This is a genomic window from Enterobacter cloacae complex sp. 2024EL-00227, from assembly GCF_043945315.1.
Taxonomy (GTDB): domain Bacteria; phylum Pseudomonadota; class Gammaproteobacteria; order Enterobacterales; family Enterobacteriaceae; genus Enterobacter; species Enterobacter roggenkampii.
The window spans coordinates 265618-286518 of sequence record NZ_JBIMQP010000006.1; the positions used below are offsets into that span (position 1 = coordinate 265618).

General features: G+C 57.6%; 19 protein-coding genes and 1 pseudogene. 9 read left to right on the forward strand and 11 right to left on the reverse strand.

The genetic code is table 11. The annotated features are described in order from the left end of the window. The first annotated feature begins 3 nt into the window (after window positions 1-3). The gene (locus ACHH0Z_RS13235) at window positions 4-3159 is read left to right on the forward strand and encodes an efflux RND transporter permease subunit (protein WP_045407892.1); all 3156 of its coding nucleotides are present in this window, start codon (window positions 4-6) and stop codon (window positions 3157-3159) included. On the opposite strand, the gene ACHH0Z_RS13240 is transcribed toward ACHH0Z_RS13235, so the two are convergent. Next, window positions 3089-4210, reverse strand: a complete 1122-nt coding sequence (locus ACHH0Z_RS13240) for a YbdK family carboxylate-amine ligase (protein WP_045407890.1) — start codon at window positions 4208-4210, stop codon at window positions 3089-3091. The two genes, ACHH0Z_RS13235 and ACHH0Z_RS13240, sit on opposite strands and share 71 nt — an antisense overlap. A 104-nt stretch (window positions 4211-4314) precedes the next feature. On the opposite strand from ACHH0Z_RS13240, the gene ACHH0Z_RS13245 reads away from it, so the two are divergent. Beyond that, on the forward strand, window positions 4315-5205 hold the full coding sequence (locus ACHH0Z_RS13245) for an oxidoreductase (protein ID WP_008499397.1): 891 nt from the start codon (window positions 4315-4317) through the stop codon (window positions 5203-5205). Between the two features lie 716 nt (window positions 5206-5921). Here the strand turns inward: ACHH0Z_RS13245 and ACHH0Z_RS13250 are convergent. After that, the gene (locus ACHH0Z_RS13250) at window positions 5922-6356 is read right to left on the reverse strand and encodes a hypothetical protein (RefSeq protein WP_239519677.1); all 435 of its coding nucleotides are present in this window, start codon (window positions 6354-6356) and stop codon (window positions 5922-5924) included. 625 nt (window positions 6357-6981) lie between these two features. Between ACHH0Z_RS13250 and ACHH0Z_RS13255 the strand changes: the two are divergent. From ACHH0Z_RS13255 to ACHH0Z_RS13265, 3 genes and pseudogenes are all read left to right on the forward strand, one after another. Then, window positions 6982-7671: pseudogene (locus tag ACHH0Z_RS13255) on the forward strand (DUF2625 domain-containing protein). 97 nt (window positions 7672-7768) lie between these two features. Continuing rightward, window positions 7769-8047 (forward strand): tetratricopeptide repeat protein, encoded by a 279-nt coding sequence (locus ACHH0Z_RS13260; RefSeq protein WP_052672915.1) that lies wholly within the window; start codon window positions 7769-7771, stop codon window positions 8045-8047. Further along, window positions 8032-8298: a tetratricopeptide repeat protein gene (locus tag ACHH0Z_RS13265; RefSeq protein WP_052672914.1), complete on the forward strand. Its 267-nt coding sequence runs from the start codon at window positions 8032-8034 to the stop codon at window positions 8296-8298. Before ACHH0Z_RS13260 ends, ACHH0Z_RS13265 begins: the two co-directional genes overlap by 16 nt. A gap of 207 nt (window positions 8299-8505) precedes the next feature. Here ACHH0Z_RS13265 and ACHH0Z_RS13270 read toward each other — a convergent pair whose 3' ends face one another. The 4 genes from ACHH0Z_RS13270 to ACHH0Z_RS13285 form a co-directional block, all read right to left on the reverse strand. Next, window positions 8506-9009: a DUF2569 family protein gene (locus ACHH0Z_RS13270; RefSeq protein ID WP_023326851.1), complete on the reverse strand. Its 504-nt coding sequence runs from the start codon at window positions 9007-9009 to the stop codon at window positions 8506-8508. A gap of 282 nt (window positions 9010-9291) precedes the next feature. Further along, window positions 9292-9882 carry a hypothetical protein gene (locus tag ACHH0Z_RS13275; protein ID WP_045407886.1) on the reverse strand — a complete coding sequence of 197 codons (591 nt, stop codon included), beginning with the start codon at window positions 9880-9882 and terminating at the stop codon, window positions 9292-9294. A 139-nt stretch (window positions 9883-10021) separates the two neighbouring features. Next, entirely contained in the window at window positions 10022-10477 is a 456-nt protein-coding gene (locus ACHH0Z_RS13280) for a hypothetical protein (RefSeq protein WP_045407884.1), read from the reverse strand. Between the two features lie 229 nt (window positions 10478-10706). Then, the gene (locus ACHH0Z_RS13285) at window positions 10707-11588 is read right to left on the reverse strand and encodes a LysR family transcriptional regulator (protein WP_021242639.1); all 882 of its coding nucleotides are present in this window, start codon (window positions 11586-11588) and stop codon (window positions 10707-10709) included. A 105-nt stretch (window positions 11589-11693) separates the two neighbouring features. Between ACHH0Z_RS13285 and budA the strand changes: the two genes are divergently transcribed. From budA to ACHH0Z_RS13305, 4 genes are all read left to right on the forward strand, one after another. Continuing rightward, window positions 11694-12473 carry an acetolactate decarboxylase gene (gene budA / locus ACHH0Z_RS13290; RefSeq protein WP_031275271.1) on the forward strand — a complete coding sequence of 260 codons (780 nt, stop codon included), beginning with the start codon at window positions 11694-11696 and terminating at the stop codon, window positions 12471-12473. Beyond that, window positions 12445-14166 (forward strand): acetolactate synthase AlsS, encoded by a 1722-nt coding sequence (gene alsS / locus ACHH0Z_RS13295; protein WP_230861554.1) that lies wholly within the window; start codon window positions 12445-12447, stop codon window positions 14164-14166. Before budA ends, alsS begins: the two co-directional genes overlap by 29 nt. A 20-nt stretch (window positions 14167-14186) precedes the next feature. Next, entirely contained in the window at window positions 14187-14957 is a 771-nt protein-coding gene (locus tag ACHH0Z_RS13300) for a (S)-acetoin forming diacetyl reductase (protein WP_008499406.1), read from the forward strand. 131 nt (window positions 14958-15088) lie between these two features. Then, window positions 15089-15562, forward strand: coding sequence for a cold-shock protein (locus ACHH0Z_RS13305; protein WP_008499407.1), 474 nt, complete (start codon window positions 15089-15091; stop codon window positions 15560-15562). Window positions 15563-15669: 107 nt separating this feature from the next. Here ACHH0Z_RS13305 and ACHH0Z_RS13310 read toward each other — a convergent pair whose 3' ends face one another. From ACHH0Z_RS13310 to ACHH0Z_RS13330, 5 genes are all read right to left on the reverse strand, one after another. Next, window positions 15670-16374: an ABC transporter ATP-binding protein gene (locus ACHH0Z_RS13310; RefSeq protein ID WP_031275270.1), complete on the reverse strand. Its 705-nt coding sequence runs from the start codon at window positions 16372-16374 to the stop codon at window positions 15670-15672. After that, a complete protein-coding gene (locus ACHH0Z_RS13315; protein WP_045407881.1) occupies window positions 16361-17197 on the reverse strand; it encodes an ABC transporter ATP-binding protein in 837 nt (278 codons plus the stop codon). Before ACHH0Z_RS13315 ends, ACHH0Z_RS13310 begins: the two co-directional genes overlap by 14 nt. Further along, window positions 17190-18023 carry an ABC transporter permease gene (locus ACHH0Z_RS13320; protein WP_045407879.1) on the reverse strand — a complete coding sequence of 278 codons (834 nt, stop codon included), beginning with the start codon at window positions 18021-18023 and terminating at the stop codon, window positions 17190-17192. Before ACHH0Z_RS13320 ends, ACHH0Z_RS13315 begins: the two co-directional genes overlap by 8 nt. Next, the gene (locus ACHH0Z_RS13325; RefSeq protein WP_045407876.1) at window positions 18023-19036 is read right to left on the reverse strand and encodes an ABC transporter permease; all 1014 of its coding nucleotides are present in this window, start codon (window positions 19034-19036) and stop codon (window positions 18023-18025) included. The genes ACHH0Z_RS13320 and ACHH0Z_RS13325 overlap by 1 nt, the downstream gene beginning before the upstream one ends. Window positions 19037-19134: 98 nt before the next feature. Then, window positions 19135-20703, reverse strand: a complete 1569-nt coding sequence (locus tag ACHH0Z_RS13330) for an ABC transporter substrate-binding protein (RefSeq protein ID WP_045407873.1) — start codon at window positions 20701-20703, stop codon at window positions 19135-19137. Window positions 20704-20901: the final 198 nt, after the last annotated feature.

The following is a 20901-nucleotide window of genomic DNA, read 5'->3' on the forward strand; positions in this document are numbered from 1 at the left end:
ATCATGCTGACGTTTTTCATCAAACGCCCGCGCTTCGCGATAGTGATTGCGCTGGTCATCACCCTGCTGGGGGCCATTGCGCTGAGGATTATTCCGGTGGAGCAGTACCCGCAGATCGCGCCGCCGGTGGTGAACGTCTCTGCCAGCTGGCCCGGTGCCAGCTCCGCTGACGTGGCGGAGGCCATCGCCACGCCGCTGGAGACGCAGCTGAACGGCGTGGACCATATGCTCTACATGGAGTCCACCAGTTCGGACGAAGGCACTTACAGCCTGAACATTACCTTTGCGGCGGGCACCGATCAGGATCTCGCGGCCATCGACGTGCAAAACCGCGTGGCCCAGGCCGTGGCGCAGCTGCCGACCGAGGCGCAGCAAAACGGCGTGCAGGTGCGCAAGCGGGCCACCAACCTGATGATGGGGGTAAGTCTTTACTCACCGAATAACACCCACACGCCGCTGTTCGTCAGCAACTACGCCAGCACCCAGGTGCGCGAGGCGCTGTCGCGTCTGCCCGGCGTGGGGCAGGTGCAGATGTTCGGCGCGCGCGACTACAGCATGCGCATCTGGCTGCGCCCGGACCGCATGAACGCCCTGAACGTCACCACCGATGACGTGGCGCAGGCGCTGCGCGAGCAGAACGTACAGGGCGCGGCGGGTCAGGTGGGCACGCCGCCGGTGTTTAACGGCCAGCAGCAGACCCTGACCATCAACGGGCTGGGGCGCTTAAGCCAGGCCGACGAGTTTGCCGACATCATCATCCGCGCCGGGGAGATGGGCCAGCTGGTGCGCCTGAAGGACGTCGCCACCATCGAGCTCGGCTCGCGCAGCTACAGCTCCGGCGCGCAGCTGAACGGGCACGACTCCGCCTATTTGGGTATCTACCCGACGCCGTCCGCCAACGCCCTGCGCGTGGCCGACGCGGTGCGCGCGGAGCTGGAACGGTTATCCACGCGCTTCCCGGACGATCTGGTCTATGAAGTCAAATTCGACACCACCTCGTTTGTGGCCGCCACCATCAAAGAGATTGGCGTCTCGCTGGCGCTGACGATGCTGGCGGTGGTGGTCGTGGTGTCCCTGTTCCTGCAAAGCTGGCGCGCGACGCTGATTGTCGCCCTTGCCATTCCGGTGTCGCTGGTGGGCACCTTCGCGGTGCTCTACGCGCTCGGCTACTCCGCCAACACGCTGAGCCTGTTCGCCATCATTCTGGCGCTGACCATGGTGGTGGATGACGCCATCGTGGTGGTGGAAAGCGTCGAAACGCTGATGGCGGAAGGGCAGAGCCGCACGGCGGCGACCGCGCTGGCGCTGCGCCAGATTGCCGGGCCGGTGATTGCCACCACGCTGGTGCTGCTGGCGGTGTTTGTGCCGGTGGCGCTGCTGCCGGGGATTGTCGGCGAGCTGTACCGCCAGTTCGCGGTGACGCTCTCGACGGCCGTGACGCTCTCAAGCCTGGTGGCGCTGACCCTGACGCCCGCGCTCTGCGCGCTGCTGCTGCGCCCGCGTCCGGCACAGCCCGCCGCCGTTTTCCGTGGGTTCAACCGCGGGCTGGACGCCACGCGCACGCTTTACACCCGGATCGTGAGCGTGTTCAACCTCCGTCCGTGGCTGGCGCTGCTGGCCACCGCTGGCGCGTCGGCAGTCGTGCTGTTCAGCTTTATGTCGATGCCAAAAGGCTTCCTGCCGCAGGAGGACCAGGGCTACTTCTTCGCCAGCGTTCAGCTGCCGGAAGCGGCTTCGCTGGAGCGCACCGAAGCGGTGATGACCACCGCGCGGGAGCTGATCGCCCAAAATCCGGCGGTGGAAGACGTGATTCAGGTCTCCGGGTTTAACATCCTCAACGGCACCAGCGCCTCCAACGGCGGGTTTATCTCCATCATGCTCAAAGACTGGAGCGAGCGTCCGCCGCTGGATGAGGTGATGGGTACCCTGCAGCGCCAGCTGCTGGCCCTGCCGGAGGCGACCATCATGACCTTCGCGCCGCCGACGCTGCCGGGGCTGGGCAACGCCTCGGGCTTCGACCTGCGTATCCAGTCTCAGGCGGGGCAGAGCCCGGCGGAGCTGGAGCGCGTCACCCGCGAGGTGCTGATGAAAGCCAACCAGCACCCGCAGCTGACCCGCGTGTTCACCACCTGGAGCAGCAACGTGCCGCAGCTGACGCTGACCGTTGACCGCGAGCGCGCCGCCCGCCTCGACGTGCCGGTATCGCGCATCTTCAGCAGCCTGCAAACCGCCTTTGGCGGCACCCGCGCCGGGGATTTCAGCATCAACAACCGCGTCTATCACGTGGTAATGCAGAACGAGATGCCGTGGCGCGAGCGCGCCGAGCAGATCGGCGAGCTGTTCGTGCGCAGCAACAGCGGCGAGCGGGTGCGCCTGAGCAACCTCGTCACCATCACGCCAACCGTCGGCGCGCCGTTCCTGCAGCAGTACAACCAGTTTTCCTCGGTGACGGTGAGCGGCTCGGCAGCCGCTGGGGTGAGCAGCAGCACCGCCATGGCGGCGATGGGCGAGATTCTGGCGCAGAGCCTGCCGGCCGGCTACGACTACGCCTGGAGCGGCATGTCGTACCAGGAACAGCAGACCGGCAATCAGGCGATCTGGATCGTGCTGGCGGCGGTGGTGATGGCGTGGCTGTTCCTCGTCGCCCAGTACGAGAGCTGGACGCTCCCGGCAAGCGTGATGCTCTCGGTGCTGTTCGCCCTCGGTGGGGCGCTGGTCTGGCTGTGGCTGGCGGGCTACGCCAACGACGTGTACGTGCAGATTGGTCTGGTATTGCTGATCGCGTTAGCGGCCAAGAACGCGATTCTTATCGTCGAGTTCGCCCGCGCGCGGCGCATGGACGGAATGGCGATTGTCGATGCCGCGCGGGAAGGGGCCTCGCGCCGCTTCCGGGCGGTGATGATGACCGCCGTGTCGTTCATTATCGGCGTATTGCCGATGATGCTGGCGACCGGGGCGGGCGCCCAGAGCCGCCGCATCATCGGCACCACGGTCTTCAGCGGCATGCTGGTGGCGACCGTGGTGGGGATTCTGTTCATCCCGGCCCTGTTCGTGCTGTTCCAGCGCCTGCGGGAGTGGGGCCACGGCCTTACGGACTCGTCGCCCACAGCTCGCAGTGCTTCTGCACCAGAGAAATCAGCGAGCCGCCGTCGGCGATAAAGTCCCGCATGCGCTGCGCCTCGCTCTTGCCCTGCTTTAACAGCAGGGCAATTTCATTGATTGCGGTTGTCGCGCCGAGCTTCTCGGCCGACGGCGCCACCTGCTCCAGCAGCCAGGCGATATCTTCCGCCACGGTTTTGTGCTCGCCGGTGTGCACGTCCGTCAGGATCCCCTCCAGCCCGTAGCGACACGCCTGAAAACGGTTAAAACGGTAGAGCAGAAAATCCCGTCCCTGATGCTTATACGGCCGCGTGGTCAGCAGCCAGTGCGACGTGGCCTGAATCAGCCCGGCGATGTTAATCGCGTGGCCGAGCGTCAGCGGCGTATCCATCACCCGCACCTCCACGGTGCCAAAATGCGGGCTGGGGCGAATATCCCAGTGCAGATCTTTGATGCTGTCGATCATGCTGGTGGCGCTCAGGCGGCGGAACAGCCCTTCAAACTCCTGCCAGCTGTTGACCCACGGCATCTGTCCGTTATCCGGGAACCCGGAGAAGATATTGAGCCGCGACGAGGAGAACTTCGTGTCGGTGCCCTGCATGTACGGCGAGGCGGCCGCCAGGGCAATAAAGTGCGGTACAAAGCGCGACAGGCCGTGCAGGAGGTAAATGGCGTCATCCCCGGTCCGGCAGCCGACGTGCACGTGCTGGCCGAATACCGTCGCCTGCAAAATCAGATAGCCAAAGCGCTCCAGCGTGACGTTATAGCGCTCGTCGTCGCACACCTCCTGACGCTGCCACTTCTGGAACGGGTGCGTCCCGCCGCCGCAGATCTGAATGTGCTGCTCCGCCGCCGCGCGCAGGATGCTCTGCTGCATCACCGAGAACTGCGCCGCCGCCTGGTCGATGGTCTGACACACGCCGGTGGCGATTTCGAGCATGCTTTCGGTGATGTCGTGTTTGACTTCACCGCCTTTGATGTCGTCTTTGACGGCGGCGATGAGCGCGGAGGAGTCCTGGCTGAGATCGTACCCCGGCGGGTTAACCACCTGCAGTTCGAGCTCGATGCCAAGGGTGAACGGTTCAGAGGATTTAAAATCGGGTAAAGGCATGGCGCACTCCGTTGTCTGTGAATGTTGAGTATAGACAACGGGTGTGGCGCGCTCGTCTCAGGGTGGTATAACTGATAGCAGGCTTAGCAAAAGGGGAGTGACTCATGTCTGACTATCCAACCATTGCGCTGATTGGTCCCGGTGCGATTGGCACCACCATTGCCGCGGTGTTGCATGACGCGGGCCGCACGCCGCTGCTCTGCGGACGCACCGCGCATCCGGAATTACGCCTGCGTCACGATGAGGGTGAAACGGTGGTGCCCGGTCCGGTATTCACCGATCCGACGGCCATCACGCGCCCCGTTGACCTTGTGTTTATCGCGGTAAAAACGACGCAAAATGCCGACAGCGCCGGGTGGCTGCGCGCCCTTTGCGATGAAAATACCGTGGTCTGCGCGCTGCAAAATGGCGTAGAGCAGAAGGCGCAGCTTGAGCCTTTGGTCAGTGGCGCAACGGTGCTGCCGTCGGTGGTCTGGTTCCCGGCGCAGCGCGAGCCGGATGCCTCCGTCTGGCTACGGGCGAAGCCGCGCCTGACGCTGCCGGACGTGCCGCAGGCGCAGCGGGTGGTGGAGGCGCTTCGCGGTACGCACTGTGAAGTTGAACTCTCGGCTGATTTCCCCACCGTCGCCTGGCGCAAGCTGCTGCAAAACGCGGTCGCCGGGCTGATGGTGCTCGCTAACCGCCGTGCCGGGATGTTCAGGCGCGAGGATATCAGCGAACTTTCGCTGGCCTATCTGCGGGAAGGGCTTACTGTCGCCCGCGCCGAGGGGGCGAAGCTGGCCGATGACGTTGCGCAGGAGATTCTGGCGAACTTCCAGCGCGCGCCTGAGGACCTCGGCACGTCGATTCTCGCTGACCGTCAGGCGGATCGCCCGATGGAGTGGGACATCCGCAACGGCGTGATCCAGCGCTACGGCCGCAAACACGGGATTGCGGTGCCCATCAGCGACGTGGTGGTGCCGCTGCTGGCGGCGGGGAGCGAGGGGCCGGGTTAACGGTTACTGTTTTTCCGTTCGGCAAAATAATGGGCAAGCGTGGCTGTGGGGCGAAAGAGGGGGAAGATGATAGATGTGAATATGAATGTCTGCTTTGTGCCAAAAGCGGACGCTTTCAACATCTGAATGCATTAATTTTTGGAGAAGAGCTGTCATTGCATAGCCATGCAATTGAGCAGAAATCATCAAGAGTATTTTAAGAGATTTAGGCTGGGAATGGTGCCGAAAAAGGCCCGCACGCGGAAGAAACGCGTTGAGGGCCTCCCTGGCAGTGCCGGAAAGAACTCTTATGATAATATTAAGAGTTTAATTTAGGCCTATAACAAAAAGTACTAATGAAGCTATACCGATAGCGCCATTGCAGATTATAGAAACAATCCTAAACACGCTTGTTTCTTTCGCTTTACGTGCTTCTAAGAAATTGAAAATTAAAGGTATAAATGCGAGTAAGCATGTAGCGAAGAAAATTTGCATTGTTGTCATTTTTGGTACCCGTAGTTTTGTTTTTTGTAATTAAAACACAACGGGCTGCAAAATGCTTCTAAAAACGTTATCTCTAGTGTGGCATAACATCCCAACCTCATAATTTTGATGTCTGCTTTTCGCTCACAGCGGACATCGATCTTCGAGCCGATCCGCGCAGTGACAAAATCGGATCTTTCTATGGCTATTTTGTGTAAAAAAAATTGAGCACAGGTCGCATCAGTACATCATATCTATAAGTCAATTTCTCTATCTGCAACATAAATCACGCCTTTCGCTTCATTTGGCAATATTTCATATTTCAATGGTGTTTTTGGTTTCGAAATTAATTTATATCCACCTTGTTCATAGTCGTAGCTGAACAATCCTTTACTTGACATCTCAACAAATGAGCGCAGATAGGAAGAACGTTGATTGTCATTTGAAAATGCAGGCAAATTGCCTTCTATCACATACACCTCTGACAAGGGTTCCAGCGAGTAAATATAATCAAGAATAAAATTAAAGTCCTCGACAGATGACTTGATCCTTTCAGGAATCGGCCCCTGACCTGCTGTTGCAAAATGCGCTAAGTACCCTTCCTGGCTGGACAAAAACCAGTCCAGATCATATTCTAAAAAGTCATCGTCCATTTCCGTCATTTTTTTACACCAAATATCTTTTTTCATTTCTCAAAACGTAGAATCACATCGCCAGTACCTAACCGGATGCGATGACCTATCCCCGGTTGATTATCACATGCTAGTGTTAGTCCTGCATCTGATACAGAATGGATTAAAGGACCGTTTTTCGCTCAAAGCTGTCGCTCTTAAAGGTTTTCCATATAATAAAACGCATTCATTAACTCATCTTCTGTGAGTGGCGATATCAGACTTGCGCCTGTATCACTCTCAACCTTCATCAGTAGCTCGCTGCGGGTGATTCCCAATCTATTCGCTACGTGGTTTGCGCAACTCCGTGCGTGTGATGCTCTATGCGCAAGAGGAGCTTCTATGTCTAAGACTTTTCTTTTTGATGATGAATGTGACATTGATTCCTCCTTTAATCGAAATTGCTGTCCAATCAGGCATGATGCGATAAGAAAAAAATTGATGTTTCTTGCGAGCTTCTACCTGAAGGGGAAAGAGCGCCTCAAATAAAACTTCGTAAACCATAATAGCTGAAGTTGGTGATCGTGTCCGCTCTTCAAACATAACGGCCGTTGCCGACCAAATTCTCTGATTTCATGCTCATGTTATCGGTTTAGCGTCCGATAAATAATGTAAACTAGCGTAGTTTGAATGAGGGAAAAGGATGAGGGAACTAGCTGAATTAATTGATAAAAAGAGATCTGGCTGGCATTTAGTGAAATAATGGCTGCAAGAAGCAAGCAATAGCTATGAAGTCTTACCTTGTAACCTTGCGCAAGCTCGCGCTGATTTACATCAGCTTCAGATAACTACTTTCTCTCCGCTTGGGGCAATTTCATATGAAACGGGAGGAATACTCATTGATAATGGTTGGTTGCGAATTTTAGGCTCAGGTCACACCAGACTGTCAAGAAGTCTGGCTTCATGGACGCAATTGGTAACTGCTGGTCAGACATTTCAGGCATTATTAATTGCTGATGATGCATCTGGAGGTTTTTTTGCACTTAACGGGGGAGAATTAGGTAAAGATCTCGGTGGGATATATTACTTTGCTCCGGATGCTCTTGAATGGGAGAGCCTCGATACCCACTATTCAGGTTTTCTGCATTGGGCACTTTGCGGAGATTTGGATTTATTCTATAAAAATGTACGCTGGACGGGTTGGCGCGAAGAGATGGCTTTAATGAATTGTAATCTCGTTTATTCTTTCTATCCTTTTCTCTGGACTGAACAGCAGTTGTCTGTAGAAAAGCGTTCGCGAGTTACGATACCTGTTGAAAAGCACTGGGCACTTTGCCTGGATTTACAACATCAATTAACCAACATGCAGAGCGACGATTTACCTCCTCCTTGATTAATCAACGTGATAAATGTTTAGAGAATAAGCTAATTTTTATATAAATGATTTTTATTGAATGAGTAAGTTGATTTAAACCTAAACGGAACCAGAAATGGGAAAAATAATTCGCATGCTTTTTATTACTCTGGTGTTAACTTCTTGCGCTGTCGAGAAAAGTAACCAAAGTGATATAAGCCCTGAACTGCAAAATAAAATGGGAGTTATGTACGCGAAAGGGCTAGGTGTTGAGGTGGATTACCATAAAGCTTTTGAATTTTATATGAAATCAGCTCTTCGAAATTATGCTCAAGCCCAAAATAATGTGGCATTTTGTTATGTTTCTGGGCAAGGGGTTAAAAAAATTATTCAAAAGCGATGCAGTGGTATTTAAAAGCCGCACAACAAAACCATGCTGAAGCTCAAAATAACATTGGCGTCATGTATGAAAAAGCAGAGGGTATACCGCAAGATTATGCTCAGGCTATGAAGTGGTATCTTAAAGCGGCCAGTAACGGTAATGCCAATGCTAAAAAAAATATTGGAAATCTTTATTACTACGGGAAAGGAGTGCCGCAAGATTATGCAAAAGCTATGGAGTGGTATGAAAGCATTAAAAACACTGATATTTATTTACCAGAGTGATAAGCTTCCCCATGCAGTTTGCCTGGATGGAAATAGTTTCAGTTATTGAGGTATGTCCTTTCTTTGCTAAAAGCGGACCTTGCCCGCTTTTCTGCCCTTTCCCTATCATGAGCGGAGGGTGATAGCCTCCGCTCAGTTTTGATGTCGGGACGTTGAACAATAGAGCTCTGCATGCACAGGCATCAAATGATGAAGCCACACGTGCTTTTATCGGATAAACGTTCTTTTTACGCGAACAGATGTTATGAAATAAGGAATCCAAATCAAAGCTGTTATCACGTTTCTAAAAATTGGCACAAGTTCATTATAGCCAATTTCAGCGCCAGGAATTAATATGTAAAGCAAGTAGGTATTAAATGACATTGTCGTCACGATTGATATTAAAAACAAAATATAAAGCTTTGGTAGCGATTTCTTCTTTTTTAGGAAAAATGAAAGAACGGTGACTGTAAAAAGAAATTCGCCTATATAAATAACCAGGGAAAGCATGAAGAAGATTTTTGCATTTGCATTCAAATGCGAATAGTTTTCTATCGTAAATTTAAATGCATCTGTCATTGCAAAAAGATAGGAAGCAGCAGTGACCACTAATCCTATAAGAGGGAGAAAAAGAAAGCCTCCAATTTTCCTGAAGTTTTTATCTTCGCAACTGTCGCAAAACTCTCTGTCCTGAGGTATTTCGACCCCACACTTTATGCATCCCCATTCCATATATGGACCTTTGGTAAATTTTATAATTAACAATAGATTAAACGAAGTCTATTACAAACACAACTGACCGATAAATAATTGTACTGTACAGGTAATTTTCCGCGTAAATTTGTGTTAAGGGTGAATATCCGCCGCGCAGGTATTCATTTTAAAGGCGGTTGATCGGTACCGCTTTTTGCTAATAACCGCTCCTCAAACATTTCTTCCCGGCAGTTCTCGTCCGGAAACGGATATTTAAAGCGAAGTGCTAACGCTGAACGCCATAAGGTTATCTGTTGCACTTCAGTCCAGCTTCTCGATATTCAACCTAACCGCTTTCAGCGTTCTCCTGCGGATCCAGCCGCTGCCCGCCCGGATTATCAGCCAGTAAGCCGCCATTCTGAGCCGGGTGCTTCTGTCCGGGCAATCGACGAACGTTTCTGTACTGAGTTCATGCTGGCCTGGGGCCAATTCCGTTACCTGATAGCGCAGCAACAATGTCGCGCTGCCCGGCGTCACTGACGTCTGAAAAGCGCTGACATCCGGTACTTTTTCCAGACCAAAATCTGAACGCCAGAACTGTCCTCGCAAGCCATAGCAGAGCTCAGATGCTGAGTTTTTCAAAAGGGTAAAACTGTGCAGGCCAAAGTTGCCGATGGAGTTAGCCTGCTGATTATGCAGAAATTTCTGCGGTAATTGCCGTAAAAACATCAGCCGCCGAATGACGACATCTTGCCGGACGTCAAAGTTTGCAATCAACGGCAGAATATGTTCGGGATGCGCAGTATGAATGACCGTTCGGTGTTTTTCATGAAACTGGAACTGAGGTAAAAAAGCGGGGACATCCTGCCACTGAGCAAGCGCTTTGCGGGTCACGAATCCAGGATTCAGCATTTCTCTTCCTTGTCATCCCTTGAGTGCAGCCAGAGTATCAGATGGCGTTCCGCAAGCAATTACCAGGAAAAGAGAGGGGTATCTGGCCGAAATCGTCCCCCGTCCGCAGCAGCAGAATTCCGGCCTTCCATCACCCGCCTCAGTGCGTCGCGATATACGGCTCCTTCACAAACTCCGCCAACAGCCAGACCATATCATGCAGTAGCCCGGTGAGTTCTTTCGCCACGCGCGCAGGCAGTGTCCCGCCCATCACCGCCAGCGTTAACGCCACGGCATAATCCACCTGCAACGTCGTCTCCTGCCAGCAGTCTGGCACGCAGGAAACGATCTTTTCTCCTGCGATAAGCCGTTCAACCAGATGCGGGGGAAGTTCTGTATCGCAACATTCACGCAGGCGTTTAAGCAGTGCCAGCAAGCGCTCGCAAAGTATAGAAAATGTCACAGGATCGTCAGTTTCAACCAGCACGCTCACGCAGGCGGCGCAGGTGTCAGCCAGTTCGAAGAGATCTGCGGAATCGCAAAGTTGAAGGTCGATGAGGTGGTGAACGGCGCTTTCTTCAGAGGGCGCATAAGAAAACTCAGGGACAGTAGCCATTTAGCATCCTCTTTAGGTAAAAATGTCACGTTATGCTAACGGGTTCCTACGCCCGGTTACGGATGGGCCGCAACGCAGGCACTTTACGGCGGTGAAAAAAGGAAGGAAAGGGGATGCCCCTGAATTACATAAGGTTGCTTGCAGGTTTGCGAGGCGGCTTCCAGAAGGGCATTGCCGGGTGGCGGCTACGCCTTACCCGGCCTACAAAAACCACCAACCAAACCGGCCGCTACCCCTCGCTCATCATCGCCAGAAACCGCTTCACCGTCCGCGAGCGTTCAAAACGGCGCCAGCAGAGCGCGATATCGGTGTAAAGCTCGGGCGAGCTCAGCGCGTGGTAGGTGACATTAGGCGGAGAAATGGCCGCCATGGATTTCGGCACCAGCGCAAACCCGCCGCCCGCGGAAACCATGCTCAGGGAGGATGAAAGCTGTGACGACTGCAGCGCGTGCTGCACGTCGATCCCGGCCCGCTCGCAGCAGCCGTGAACCCGGTCGTACAGGCCGGGCGCGACCTCCTGCGGGAACAGCACCACCGGCGTATCCCGAAGCTGCTCTAACGCCAGCGAATCGCACGCCGCCAGCGGATGGTCGCGATGCAGCGCCACCACCATCGGCTCCCGATCGAGGATGGTTAACTCGAACGCCTTGCTGCTCTCGCACGGCAGGCGCACGAAGGCGATATCCAGTTCGCCCTCCGCCAGCATCGTCGTCAGCGACGACATATTGGCTTCCACCTGGTGAACCTGCACCGCCATGTTCTGCACCTGAAACTGGCGAATCAGCGCGAAAATTTTGGGATGAAAAGCATCGGAGCTGGTGATGCCAATCGACAGATTACCGTTCAGCCCGCGCGCGATGCCGCGGGCTTTCTCCAGCGCGGCGTCGCTCAGCGCCAGGATCTTGCAGGCGTCCTCGTAGAAGGCTTCTCCCGCTTCGGTCAGCTCCACGCCCCGCGTCAGGCGTCTGAACAGCGGCGTGCCCACTTCCTCTTCGAGCCGTTTGATCTGCTGACTCAGAGGAGGCTGCGAAATACCCAGCGCTTCGGCCGCCCTGGTGAAGTGTCGCTCGCGTGCAACCGCGACAAAATACCGCAGATAACGAAGTTCCATATCTAAAACGTCTCAAACCAGCATGGTTTCTATATTGGAACTCTCTGCTGAATCGGGTCAACATTTATTTAACCTTTCTAAATAAAGTTGAAGAGGACGAGCATGATGGTGCATTCATCTGCCTGCGACTGTGAAGCCAGCTTGTGCGAGACCCTGCGCGGGTTCTCCGCCCAGCATCCTGACAGCGTGATCTATCAGACATCGCTAATGAGCGCCCTGCTAAGCGGCGTGTATGAAGGAGAGACCACCATCGCCGATCTGCTGGCACACGGTGATTTTGGTCTGGGCACCTTCAACGAGCTGGACGGCGAAATGATTGCCTTCAGCAGCCAGGTGTACCAGCTGCGCGCCGACGGCAGCGCCCGGGCCGCGAAGCCGGAGCAGAAAACGCCGTTCGCGGTGATGACCTGGTTCCAGCCGCAGTACCGTAAAACCTTCGACGCGCCGGTCAGCCGTCAGCAGATCCACGACGTCATCGACCAGCAGATCCCCTCCGATAACCTGTTCTGCGCGCTGCGCATTGACGGCAACTTCCGCCATGCCCACACCCGCACCGTACCGCGCCAGACGCCGCCGTACCGCGCGATGACCGACGTGCTGGACGACCAGCCGGTGTTCCGCTTTAACCAGCGCGAAGGGGTGCTGGTCGGGTTCCGCACGCCGCAGCATATGCAGGGGATCAACGTGGCGGGTTACCACGAACACTTCATCACCGACGACCGTCAGGGCGGGGGCCATCTGCTTGACTACCAGCTGGAGAGCGGCGTGCTCACCTTCGGTGAAATTCACAAGCTGATGATTGACCTGCCCGCCGACAGCGCGTTCTTACAGGCCAACCTTCACCCCAGCAATCTGGATGCGGCTATCCGTGCCGTCGAAAACTAACAGGAGAACTACCGTGAACAGTGAGAAACAGTCACGTCAGTGGGCGCACGGCGCCGATTTGGTTGTCGGCCAGCTGGAAGCGCAGGGCGTGAAGCAGGTGTTCGGGATCCCGGGGGCGAAAATCGACAAGGTCTTTGACTCTCTGCTGGACTCCTCCATTGAGATCATCCCGGTGCGTCACGAGGCGAACGCGGCGTTTATGGCGGCGGCGGTAGGGCGGTTGACCGGCAAGGCCGGGGTGGCGCTGGTCACTTCCGGGCCGGGCTGCTCGAACCTGATCACCGGCATTGCTACCGCCAACAGCGAAGGCGACCCGGTGGTGGCGCTGGGCGGGGCGGTGAAGCGGGCGGATAAAGCCAAGCTGGTGCACCAGAGCATGGACACCGTCGCCATGTTCAGCCCGGTCACCAAATACGCCGTGGAGGTGAGTGCGCCGGACGCGATTGCCGAGGTGGTATCGAATGCGTTTCGCGCCGCCGAGCACGGCAGGCCGGGGGGCGCGTTCGTCAGCCTGCCGCAGGATATTGTCGACCAGCCCGCTACGGGGGCGATTTTACCCGCCAGCGGTCCCGCGCTGATGGGCCCGGCACCGGAATCCGCTATCAACGATGTGGCGAAGCTTATCGAAAAGGCCAAAAACCCGGTCATCCTGCTGGGGCTGATGGCGAGCCAGCCCGCCAACAGCGCGGCGCTGCGCAAGCTGCTGGAGAAAAGCCGTATTCCGGTCACCAGCACCTATCAGGCCGCCGGGGCGGTGAACCAGGAGCACTTCACCCGCTTCGCCGGACGCGTCGGTCTGTTCAATAACCAGGCGGGCGACAGGCTGCTCCATCTGGCGGACCTGATTATCTGCATCGGCTACAGCCCGGTGGAGTACGAGCCGTCCATGTGGAACAGCGGCGACGCCACGCTGGTGCACATCGACGTGCTGCCTGCCTATGAAGAACGTAACTACGTGCCGGATCTGGAGCTGGTGGGGGACATCGCCGAAACGCTGAATCAGCTCGCGAACCGGATCGACCACAAGCTGGAGCTGAGCCAGCGGGCCTCCGAAATTCTGGTCGATCGCCAGCATCAGCGCGATCTGCTCGATCGCCGCGGCGCCTCGCTTAATCAGTTCGCCCTGCATCCGCTGCGTATCGTGCGGGCCATGCAGGACATCGTGAATAACGACGTGACCCTGACCGTCGACATGGGCAGCTTCCACATCTGGATCGCCCGCTACCTCTACAGCTTCCGGGCGCGTCAGGTGATGATCTCTAACGGCCAGCAGACCATGGGCGTCGCGCTGCCGTGGGCCATTGGCGCGTGGCTGGTCAACCCGGGCCGCAAGGTGGTGTCGGTCTCCGGTGATGGCGGCTTCCTGCAGTCGAGCATGGAACTGGAAACCGCGGTGCGCCTCAACGCTAACGTGCTGCACATCATCTGGGTGGATAACGGCTACAACATGGTTGCCATTCAGGAAGAGAAAAAATACCAGCGTCTTTCCGGCGTCGAGTTCGGCCCGGTCGATTTCAAAGTCTATGCCGACGCCTTTGGCGCGAAAGGCTTTGCCGTGGAGAGCGCCGACGCGCTCGAACCCACGCTGCGCGCGGCAATGGATGTGGATGGCCCGGCCGTGGTGGCCATTCCCGTCGACTACAGCGATAACCCGCTGCTGATGGGCCAGCTCCATCTCAGCCAGATTTTGTGACTCAACATAAGGACAGAGAAATGCAAAAAGTTGCTCTCGTAACAGGCTCAGGCCAGGGGATTGGTAAAGCGATTGCGCTTCGCCTGGTGAAGGATGGCTTTGCCGTCGCCATCGCCGACTATAACGCGGAAACGGCCAGAGCCGTGGCCGATGAAATTATCCGTAACGGCGGTAACGCCGTCGCCGTGAAGGTAGACGTTTCTGACCGCGAGCAGGTATTTGCGGCGGTGGAGAAAGCCCGCACCGCGCTGGGCGGTTTCCACGTGATCGTCAATAACGCCGGGGTCGCGCCATCCACGCCAATCGAATCCATCACGCCGGAGATTGTCGACAAAGTCTACAACATCAACGTGAAAGGGGTGATCTGGGGCATTCAGGCCGCGATTGACGCGTTTCGTAAAGAAGGGCACGGCGGGAAAATCATCAACGCCTGCTCCCAGGCGGGCCACACCGGTAACCCGGAGCTGGCCGTCTACAGTTCCAGTAAATTCGCGGTGCGCGGCCTAACCCAGACCGCCGCGCGGGATCTTGCTCCGCTGGGGATCACCGTTAACGCCTACTGCCCGGGCATCGTGAAAACGCCGATGTGGGCGGAGATCGACCGTCAGGTCTCCGAGGCGGCGGGTAAACCGCTCGGCTACGGAACCGAGACTTTTGCCAAACGCATTACGCTTGGCCGCCTGTCCGAACCGGAAGATGTCGCCGCCTGCGTCTCATACCTGGCAGGACCGGACTCTGACTACATGACAGGCCAGTCTCTGCTCATCGATGGTGGGATGGTGTTCAACTAAATTCTAATAAGCTCTGACATGAGTTTTCCCCTGCCCCCGTGCAGGGGCTTTTTTTTGTCTCCTCCGTCATTGTGCATTACACTGCGCGCTGCAAAACTTTAGTCATTACGATCTGACAGGCGGTAACAGCGATGAACGGTACAATCACAACGTGGTTTAAAGATAAAGGCTTTGGATTTATCAAAGATGAAAACGGCGACAACCGCTATTTTCATGTGATTAAGGTCGCGAACCCCGATCTGATTAAGAAAGATGCCGCGGTGACCTTCGAGCCTACCACCAACAACAAAGGCCTTTCCGCCTATGCGGTGAAGGTGATCCCCGAAAGCAAACATCTCTATATCGCAGGCGAGCGCGTAAAGCTCACCTCGATCAAATCCTTCGTGGTGTTCAGCGAAGAAGAGCCCGTTGATACCAAAATCGACAAAGAGAACGCGGTGCTGTCGGTGGGCCTGCTGATGAACAGCATCAAGCCAAAATCCGATAAAAAGCCGGGCGAAATGCGCACGGTGAAGAAGCTGGCGATCACCACCTTCCAGAATACGACGCTGATCTTCACCGAAGATGAGATCGACATCGATGCCACGGTGAAGCTGCTGAAGTAATTGTTTGCCGGGTGGCGGCACGCCTTACCCGGCCTACGAAGAACCATCAACGCGGCACGAAACGTAGGCCCGGTAAGCGCAGCGCCACCGGGCACCGCCGCACGCACTTAACCCATCCTGTGCTCGCCCCGTAACATCGCCTCACGGTCAAACACCTTCTGGATCTTCCCGTGCGCCATCAATGCCGCCCGGTCGGACATATGGGCAATCACGTCCGCGTCGTGACTCACCAGCAGATAGGTCATCTCATGCTCGGCCTTCAGGCGATTAAGCAGGTTCAGGATTTCCGCCTGCACCGACATATCCAGCGCCGAGGTCGGCTCGTCCAGCAGCAGTAGCTGCGGGCGCAGCAGCAGCGCGCGGGCAATGGCAACGCGCTGACGCTGGCCGCCGGAAAGCTGGTGCGGATAGCGCCTGCCCGCGTCGGCGGAGAGCCCCACTTCGTGCAGCGCATTGGCCACCTTCTCCGCGACCTGCGTCTCGCCGCGAATGTTCAACGGCTCCGACAGCGTGCGAGAAATCGTGTGGTTGGGATGCAGCGACGCCCACGGATCCTGAAACACCATCTGCACGTTGCGGCGAAGCTCGCCTTCAAAGCGTCGCCCTGGCGTTAACGCTTCTCCCAGCATCGCAATACTGCCGCGCCACTCGCGCTGCAGCCCCGCCAGCACGCGCAGAATAGTCGATTTCCCGCAGCCGGATTCACCGATCAGGCTGAACGTCTCGCCTTTCTCAATGCTAAAGCTGGCGGCCGAAACCGCCGTTTTTTCCCCGAAGGCGACCTGCACCTGGTTAACCTCAACGATCGCCATCGCTGGCCTCCTTCCACGGCTGCGAACGGTCGAGCGTCGGCAGCATCTGCCCATAGGTATGGGCGTCTGGACGACAGGTCCACAGGGTTCGCGTGTACGGATGCGTCGCCAGCGGGAGCTGGCTCGCTGTCATCTCATCCACCTTTTCGCCCTGATACATCACCAGCACGCGGTCGCAGTGCTCCGCCACCAGCGGCAGATCGTGGCTGATGAGCAGCATCGCCATCTGGCGTTCTTCGCACTGCTGCACCAGCAGCTCGAGGATCTGGTTGCGCAGGCGGGCGTCCAGCGCGGAGGTCGGTTCGTCGGCAATCAGCACCTGCGGGTTGTTGATCAGCGCCATCGCAATCATCACCCGCTGGCCCATGCCTCCGGAAAGTTCGCCGGGATAGCGTGACAGCACGTTCTCGCTCAGCCCGACGGCGCGGAGGATGTCGTGAATACGCGCCGTACGCTCCGGACGCGGCAGGCGCTGATGCAGGGTCAGCGCCTCATCAAGCTGCGCGGCGACGCTTTTCACAGGGTTAAGGGCGTAGCGCGGGTCCTGCAGGACCATCGCAATCCCGTTGCCGCGCAGCGACTGCCAGCGGCGGGCGTTCAGGGTCAGCAGATCGTTGCCCAGCACGTTAAGCCGGTTGGCGCTTACGATACCGGGTTTACGCACCAGACCCATCAGGGCGCGGGCGGACATGGACTTGCCGGAGCCGGATTCCCCCACCAGCGCCAGCCGCTCGTTGCCAAGCGTAAAGCTCAGGTTGTTGACCACGCGTGAGGCGGGGTAGTCGATATTCAGCGCATCGACGATGACGCGGTGTTCAGTCATGCTGTGGCTCCAGTACATCGCGCAGGCCATCGCCCAGCAGGTTAAACGCCAGGCTGGCAAACAGAATCGCTCCGCCCGGAATAGCGGCAATCCACCACTGGTCGAAAATCACCTGCATGCCGTCGGCAATCATCGCGCCCCATTCGGCCATGGGCGGCCGTGCGCCAAGGCCGAGGAAGCCGAGACCAGCGGCGGCCAGAATAATCCCCGCCAGATCCAGCGCCAGCCGCACAATCGCGGACGGCAGGCACAGGGGCAGAATATGGCCGACCAGCAGGCGCGGGCCGCGGATCCCCATCATCTCCGCGGCGGCCAGATAATCGCTGTGGCGCAGACGCTGAATCTCGCTCCGGGCCTGACGCGCGTAGGCGGGCCAGCTGGTTAAGGCCAGCGCCAGCGCGCCGTTGACCAGCCCCGGGCCGAGCATCGCCACAAACGCGAAGGCGAGGATCAGGCGCGGCATCGACATCACCACGTCGGTAAAGCGCATCAGGACTCGCTCCAGCCAGCCGCCGTAGTAGCCGGACAGGATCCCCACCAGCAGCCCGGCGGGCAGGGTAATGACCGTCACCAGGGCCACCAGCCCGAGCGCCGGACGGGTGCCGTAAATCAGGCGCGAGAGCAGATCGCGCCCGTAGCCGTCGGTGCCCAGCCAGTGCTGGCCGTTCGGTGCCTGCAGGCGCGCGGCGGCGTCCTGCCAGTTCGGATCAACCGGTGCCAGCCAGGGCGCGAACAGGGCAATAAACACCAGCAGCGCCAGGGCAATCAGCCCGCAAACGGCGGCAGGGGAGCGGCGCAGGCGGCGTAAGAAGAGATAAAACGGCATCAGCGCACCCTGGGATCGGTCGCCCGCACAAGCAGGTCGGTAAGGTTATTGATCAGGACAAAGCAGACGCCGATCAGCAGCGTGCCGCCCATGACCGCGGTGGTGTCTCCGGCGAACAGGGCGGTGGTGAGATAGCGTCCGATGCCCGGCCACGAGAAGACGGTTTCGGTTAATACCGCACCTTCCAGCATGCTGGTATAGGCCAGGGCAATCACCGTCAGCAGGGTGCTGCGAATGTTCGGCAGCACGTGGCGCAGCAGAATGGCCATCTCCCCGGCACCCTTGGCGCGGGCAAGCAGGATGTACTCCTTGTTCATTTCGCTGAGGCAGGCGGAGCGGGTCAGACGGGTAATGCTCGCCAGCGAGTAGTAGGCCAGCAGCACCACCGGCAGCACCAGGTGGCTGATGGCGTTGCGGAATGCCTCGCGATCGCCGGAAAGCCAGGTATCTATCAGCGCAAAGCCGGTGCGCGGCTCGACGGTGAACTGCCAGATATCGTCCAGCCTGCCGGGGCCCGCGCTCCACTGCAGCTTCGCGTAGAACAGAGCCAGCATCAGCAGGCCGAGCCAGAAAATCGGCACCGAGTTGCCGAGCAGGGTGAGCGTTCTGATCGCTAAATCGAGCGGCGAACCGGCGTAGCGGGCGCACAGCACCCCGGCCGTCACGCCGAGCACGGACCCGATGATTAACGCCAGGGTCGCCAGCTCCAGCGTGGCGGGGAAGGCGTGCAGCAGATCCTGCAGCACCGGCTGCCCGGTGGCGCTGGCGATGCCTAAATCTCCGTGGGCAAGGTTTTGCAGGTAGTGCCAGAACTGCACGGGCAGGGGACGATCCAGCCCGAGCTGGTGGCGAACCTGATCGTACGTTGACTGGCTGGCGTGATCGCCGACGATCTGCAGCACGCGATCGACCGGTGAAAACGCCGAGAGCGCAAACGTGACGAGCAGCAGCCCGAAGAGCGTGAGCAGCAGGGTCAGAAGACCCTGAAGCACGCGGGTGGAAAGATGTGGCATGGAAAATCTCTTCATGCCGGGTGGCGGCTTCGCCTTACCCGGCCTACAAAAACCGAGAACACAGGCCGGGTAAGCGCAGCGCCACCCGGCAACAAGGGCTACTTCGTGACGCGATCGTACCAGACCATATCCGCGTTCAGCCCCTGCTGATACCCCTTCACGTTATCGCGCACCACGATCTGGGTTTTGCCCTGATCGACGAAGACGTACGGCGAGCTCTGCTGCAGCTGTTCCTGCATCTTCTTGTACAGATCCAGACGTTTCGCCGGATCCGGTTCGGCAACCGCCGCCAGCGTGGCCTTGTTCAGCTCCGGAATTTTCCAGCCGTTCAGACCGGCCACGGTGCTGGACTTCCCGTCGTTCCACGCGAAGGCGCTGGCGTTGGAGTGCGCGTCGAAGTAGTCCGGGATCCACAGACGGATCGCCGCCTGATGCTGCTTCGCGCGCACGCGGGCATAGACCTGGCTCCCGGCGGCAGGCAGCAGATCCACCTTCACGCCACCCTGCGCAAAGCTCGCCTGCATCGACTGGGCGATGGTGATAAACGGCGGCTTGTTCTCCACGTCCAGCGTGAAGTGCGCGTCCTTAATGCCCGCTTTGGCGAGGATTGCCTTCGCTTTTGCCGGGTCAAATTTAAACGGATTGTCTTCCAGCGCGCCCGGCAGGCCGACCGGCAGGAAGCTCTGGTGAACAAAATACTGGCCTTTCAGCAGGTTCTTCGTGATGCCGTCATAGTCGACCAGCCAGCGCGACGCTTCCCAGAACGCCGGGTTGTTCAGCAGCGGATTGGCGCTGTTGCCGGTGTTAAACACCAGGTAATTCTGCTCGGCGGACGGAATGCTCAGCACCTTCACGCCCGGCTTGCCGTCCAGGGCGCTTATCTGATCTGCACCCAGATCGCGCGCCACGTCCGCATCCCCCTGCTGGATCAGCAGGCGGCGTGAAGCCGGATCGGGAACGTTTTTAATGATGATGCTTTTGAGCTTCGGCGCGCCGCCGGGGGCGGAATCGTTGGCTTCCAGCACGATGGCCTGATGCGGCTGGTAGACGCGCATTTTGAACGCGCCGCTGCCCGCCGAGTGCATTTTCAGCCACGCGTTACCGAAGTCGTTATCCTTGACGTTTGCGGCGACCTGCTTTTCATCGACGATGGAGGCTATCGGCGTGGAGAGAATATTCAGCGCCACCGAGGGGCTAACGTCCGCCGTCCAGTGAAGCTGGAGGGTATGATCGTCCACCTTTTTCAGCTGGCTGGCGATGTTGCTCGCGTCCCAGCCCAGCACGTTGAGGATAAAGGCCGGGGATTTGTTCAGCGTCACGGCGCGGGTATAAGAGAAGATCGCGTCTTCCGGGCGCAGCGGGTTGCCGGAGGCGAATGTCGCATCGGGTTTAAGCTTGATGGTCAGGGTTTTTGCTGCCGCGTCCGCGTCCCAGCTTTCTGCCAGAACCGGCGTGATTTTTTCCGGATTATCGCGGTCCGGCTGCACCAGACGCTGGTACAGGCTCGGCACGGTCTGGATGCTGGAGAGCTCGTTGGCTTCGGCCGGGTCGAGGCTCACGATGTCATCAAGCCCCTGGGCAACTACCAGCGTGTTGGGCGGCGTAGCGGCGTGGGCGGCGCCTGAGAGCGCAGCCAGCACCAGTAACGGCAACAGTTTTTTTGTCATAGCGATCCCTGAGAAGAATATATTGTGATTGTTTTATGCTCCGCTACGTTAGGGCGACTGTGACATTCCACAAAGTCGAAATTCAGCTTTAGTTATGCCTTCCGGGAATATCGCATGCGCTCGGGCTATTAAAACACGCGGCTTTTCGCCTGCTTTTTAACCTGCTATAACAAATGCCTTACCTTTCAGGGAGTCACC

Coding starts and splice junctions, on each gene's coding strand:
- ACHH0Z_RS13235 (WP_045407892.1), top strand. CDS start 4: ATGCTGACGTTTTTCATCAAACGCCCGCGCTTCGCGATAGTGATTGCG.
- ACHH0Z_RS13240 (WP_045407890.1), bottom strand. CDS start 4,210: ATGCCTTTACCCGATTTTAAATCCTCTGAACCGTTCACCCTTGGCATC.
- ACHH0Z_RS13245 (WP_008499397.1), top strand. CDS start 4,315: ATGTCTGACTATCCAACCATTGCGCTGATTGGTCCCGGTGCGATTGGC.
- ACHH0Z_RS13250 (WP_239519677.1), bottom strand. CDS start 6,356: ATGAAAAAAGATATTTGGTGTAAAAAAATGACGGAAATGGACGATGAC.
- ACHH0Z_RS13260 (WP_052672915.1), top strand. CDS start 7,769: ATGGGAAAAATAATTCGCATGCTTTTTATTACTCTGGTGTTAACTTCT.
- ACHH0Z_RS13265 (WP_052672914.1), top strand. CDS start 8,032: ATGCAGTGGTATTTAAAAGCCGCACAACAAAACCATGCTGAAGCTCAA.
- ACHH0Z_RS13270 (WP_023326851.1), bottom strand. CDS start 9,009: ATGGAATGGGGATGCATAAAGTGTGGGGTCGAAATACCTCAGGACAGA.
- ACHH0Z_RS13275 (WP_045407886.1), bottom strand. CDS start 9,882: ATGCTGAATCCTGGATTCGTGACCCGCAAAGCGCTTGCTCAGTGGCAG.
- ACHH0Z_RS13280 (WP_045407884.1), bottom strand. CDS start 10,477: ATGGCTACTGTCCCTGAGTTTTCTTATGCGCCCTCTGAAGAAAGCGCC.
- ACHH0Z_RS13285 (WP_021242639.1), bottom strand. CDS start 11,588: ATGGAACTTCGTTATCTGCGGTATTTTGTCGCGGTTGCACGCGAGCGA.
- budA (WP_031275271.1), top strand. CDS start 11,694: ATGGTGCATTCATCTGCCTGCGACTGTGAAGCCAGCTTGTGCGAGACC.
- alsS (WP_230861554.1), top strand. CDS start 12,445: ATGCGGCTATCCGTGCCGTCGAAAACTAACAGGAGAACTACCGTGAAC.
- ACHH0Z_RS13300 (WP_008499406.1), top strand. CDS start 14,187: ATGCAAAAAGTTGCTCTCGTAACAGGCTCAGGCCAGGGGATTGGTAAA.
- ACHH0Z_RS13305 (WP_008499407.1), top strand. CDS start 15,089: ATGAACGGTACAATCACAACGTGGTTTAAAGATAAAGGCTTTGGATTT.
- ACHH0Z_RS13310 (WP_031275270.1), bottom strand. CDS start 16,374: ATGGCGATCGTTGAGGTTAACCAGGTGCAGGTCGCCTTCGGGGAAAAA.
- ACHH0Z_RS13315 (WP_045407881.1), bottom strand. CDS start 17,197: ATGACTGAACACCGCGTCATCGTCGATGCGCTGAATATCGACTACCCC.
- ACHH0Z_RS13320 (WP_045407879.1), bottom strand. CDS start 18,023: ATGCCGTTTTATCTCTTCTTACGCCGCCTGCGCCGCTCCCCTGCCGCC.
- ACHH0Z_RS13325 (WP_045407876.1), bottom strand. CDS start 19,036: ATGCCACATCTTTCCACCCGCGTGCTTCAGGGTCTTCTGACCCTGCTG.
- ACHH0Z_RS13330 (WP_045407873.1), bottom strand. CDS start 20,703: ATGACAAAAAAACTGTTGCCGTTACTGGTGCTGGCTGCGCTCTCAGGC.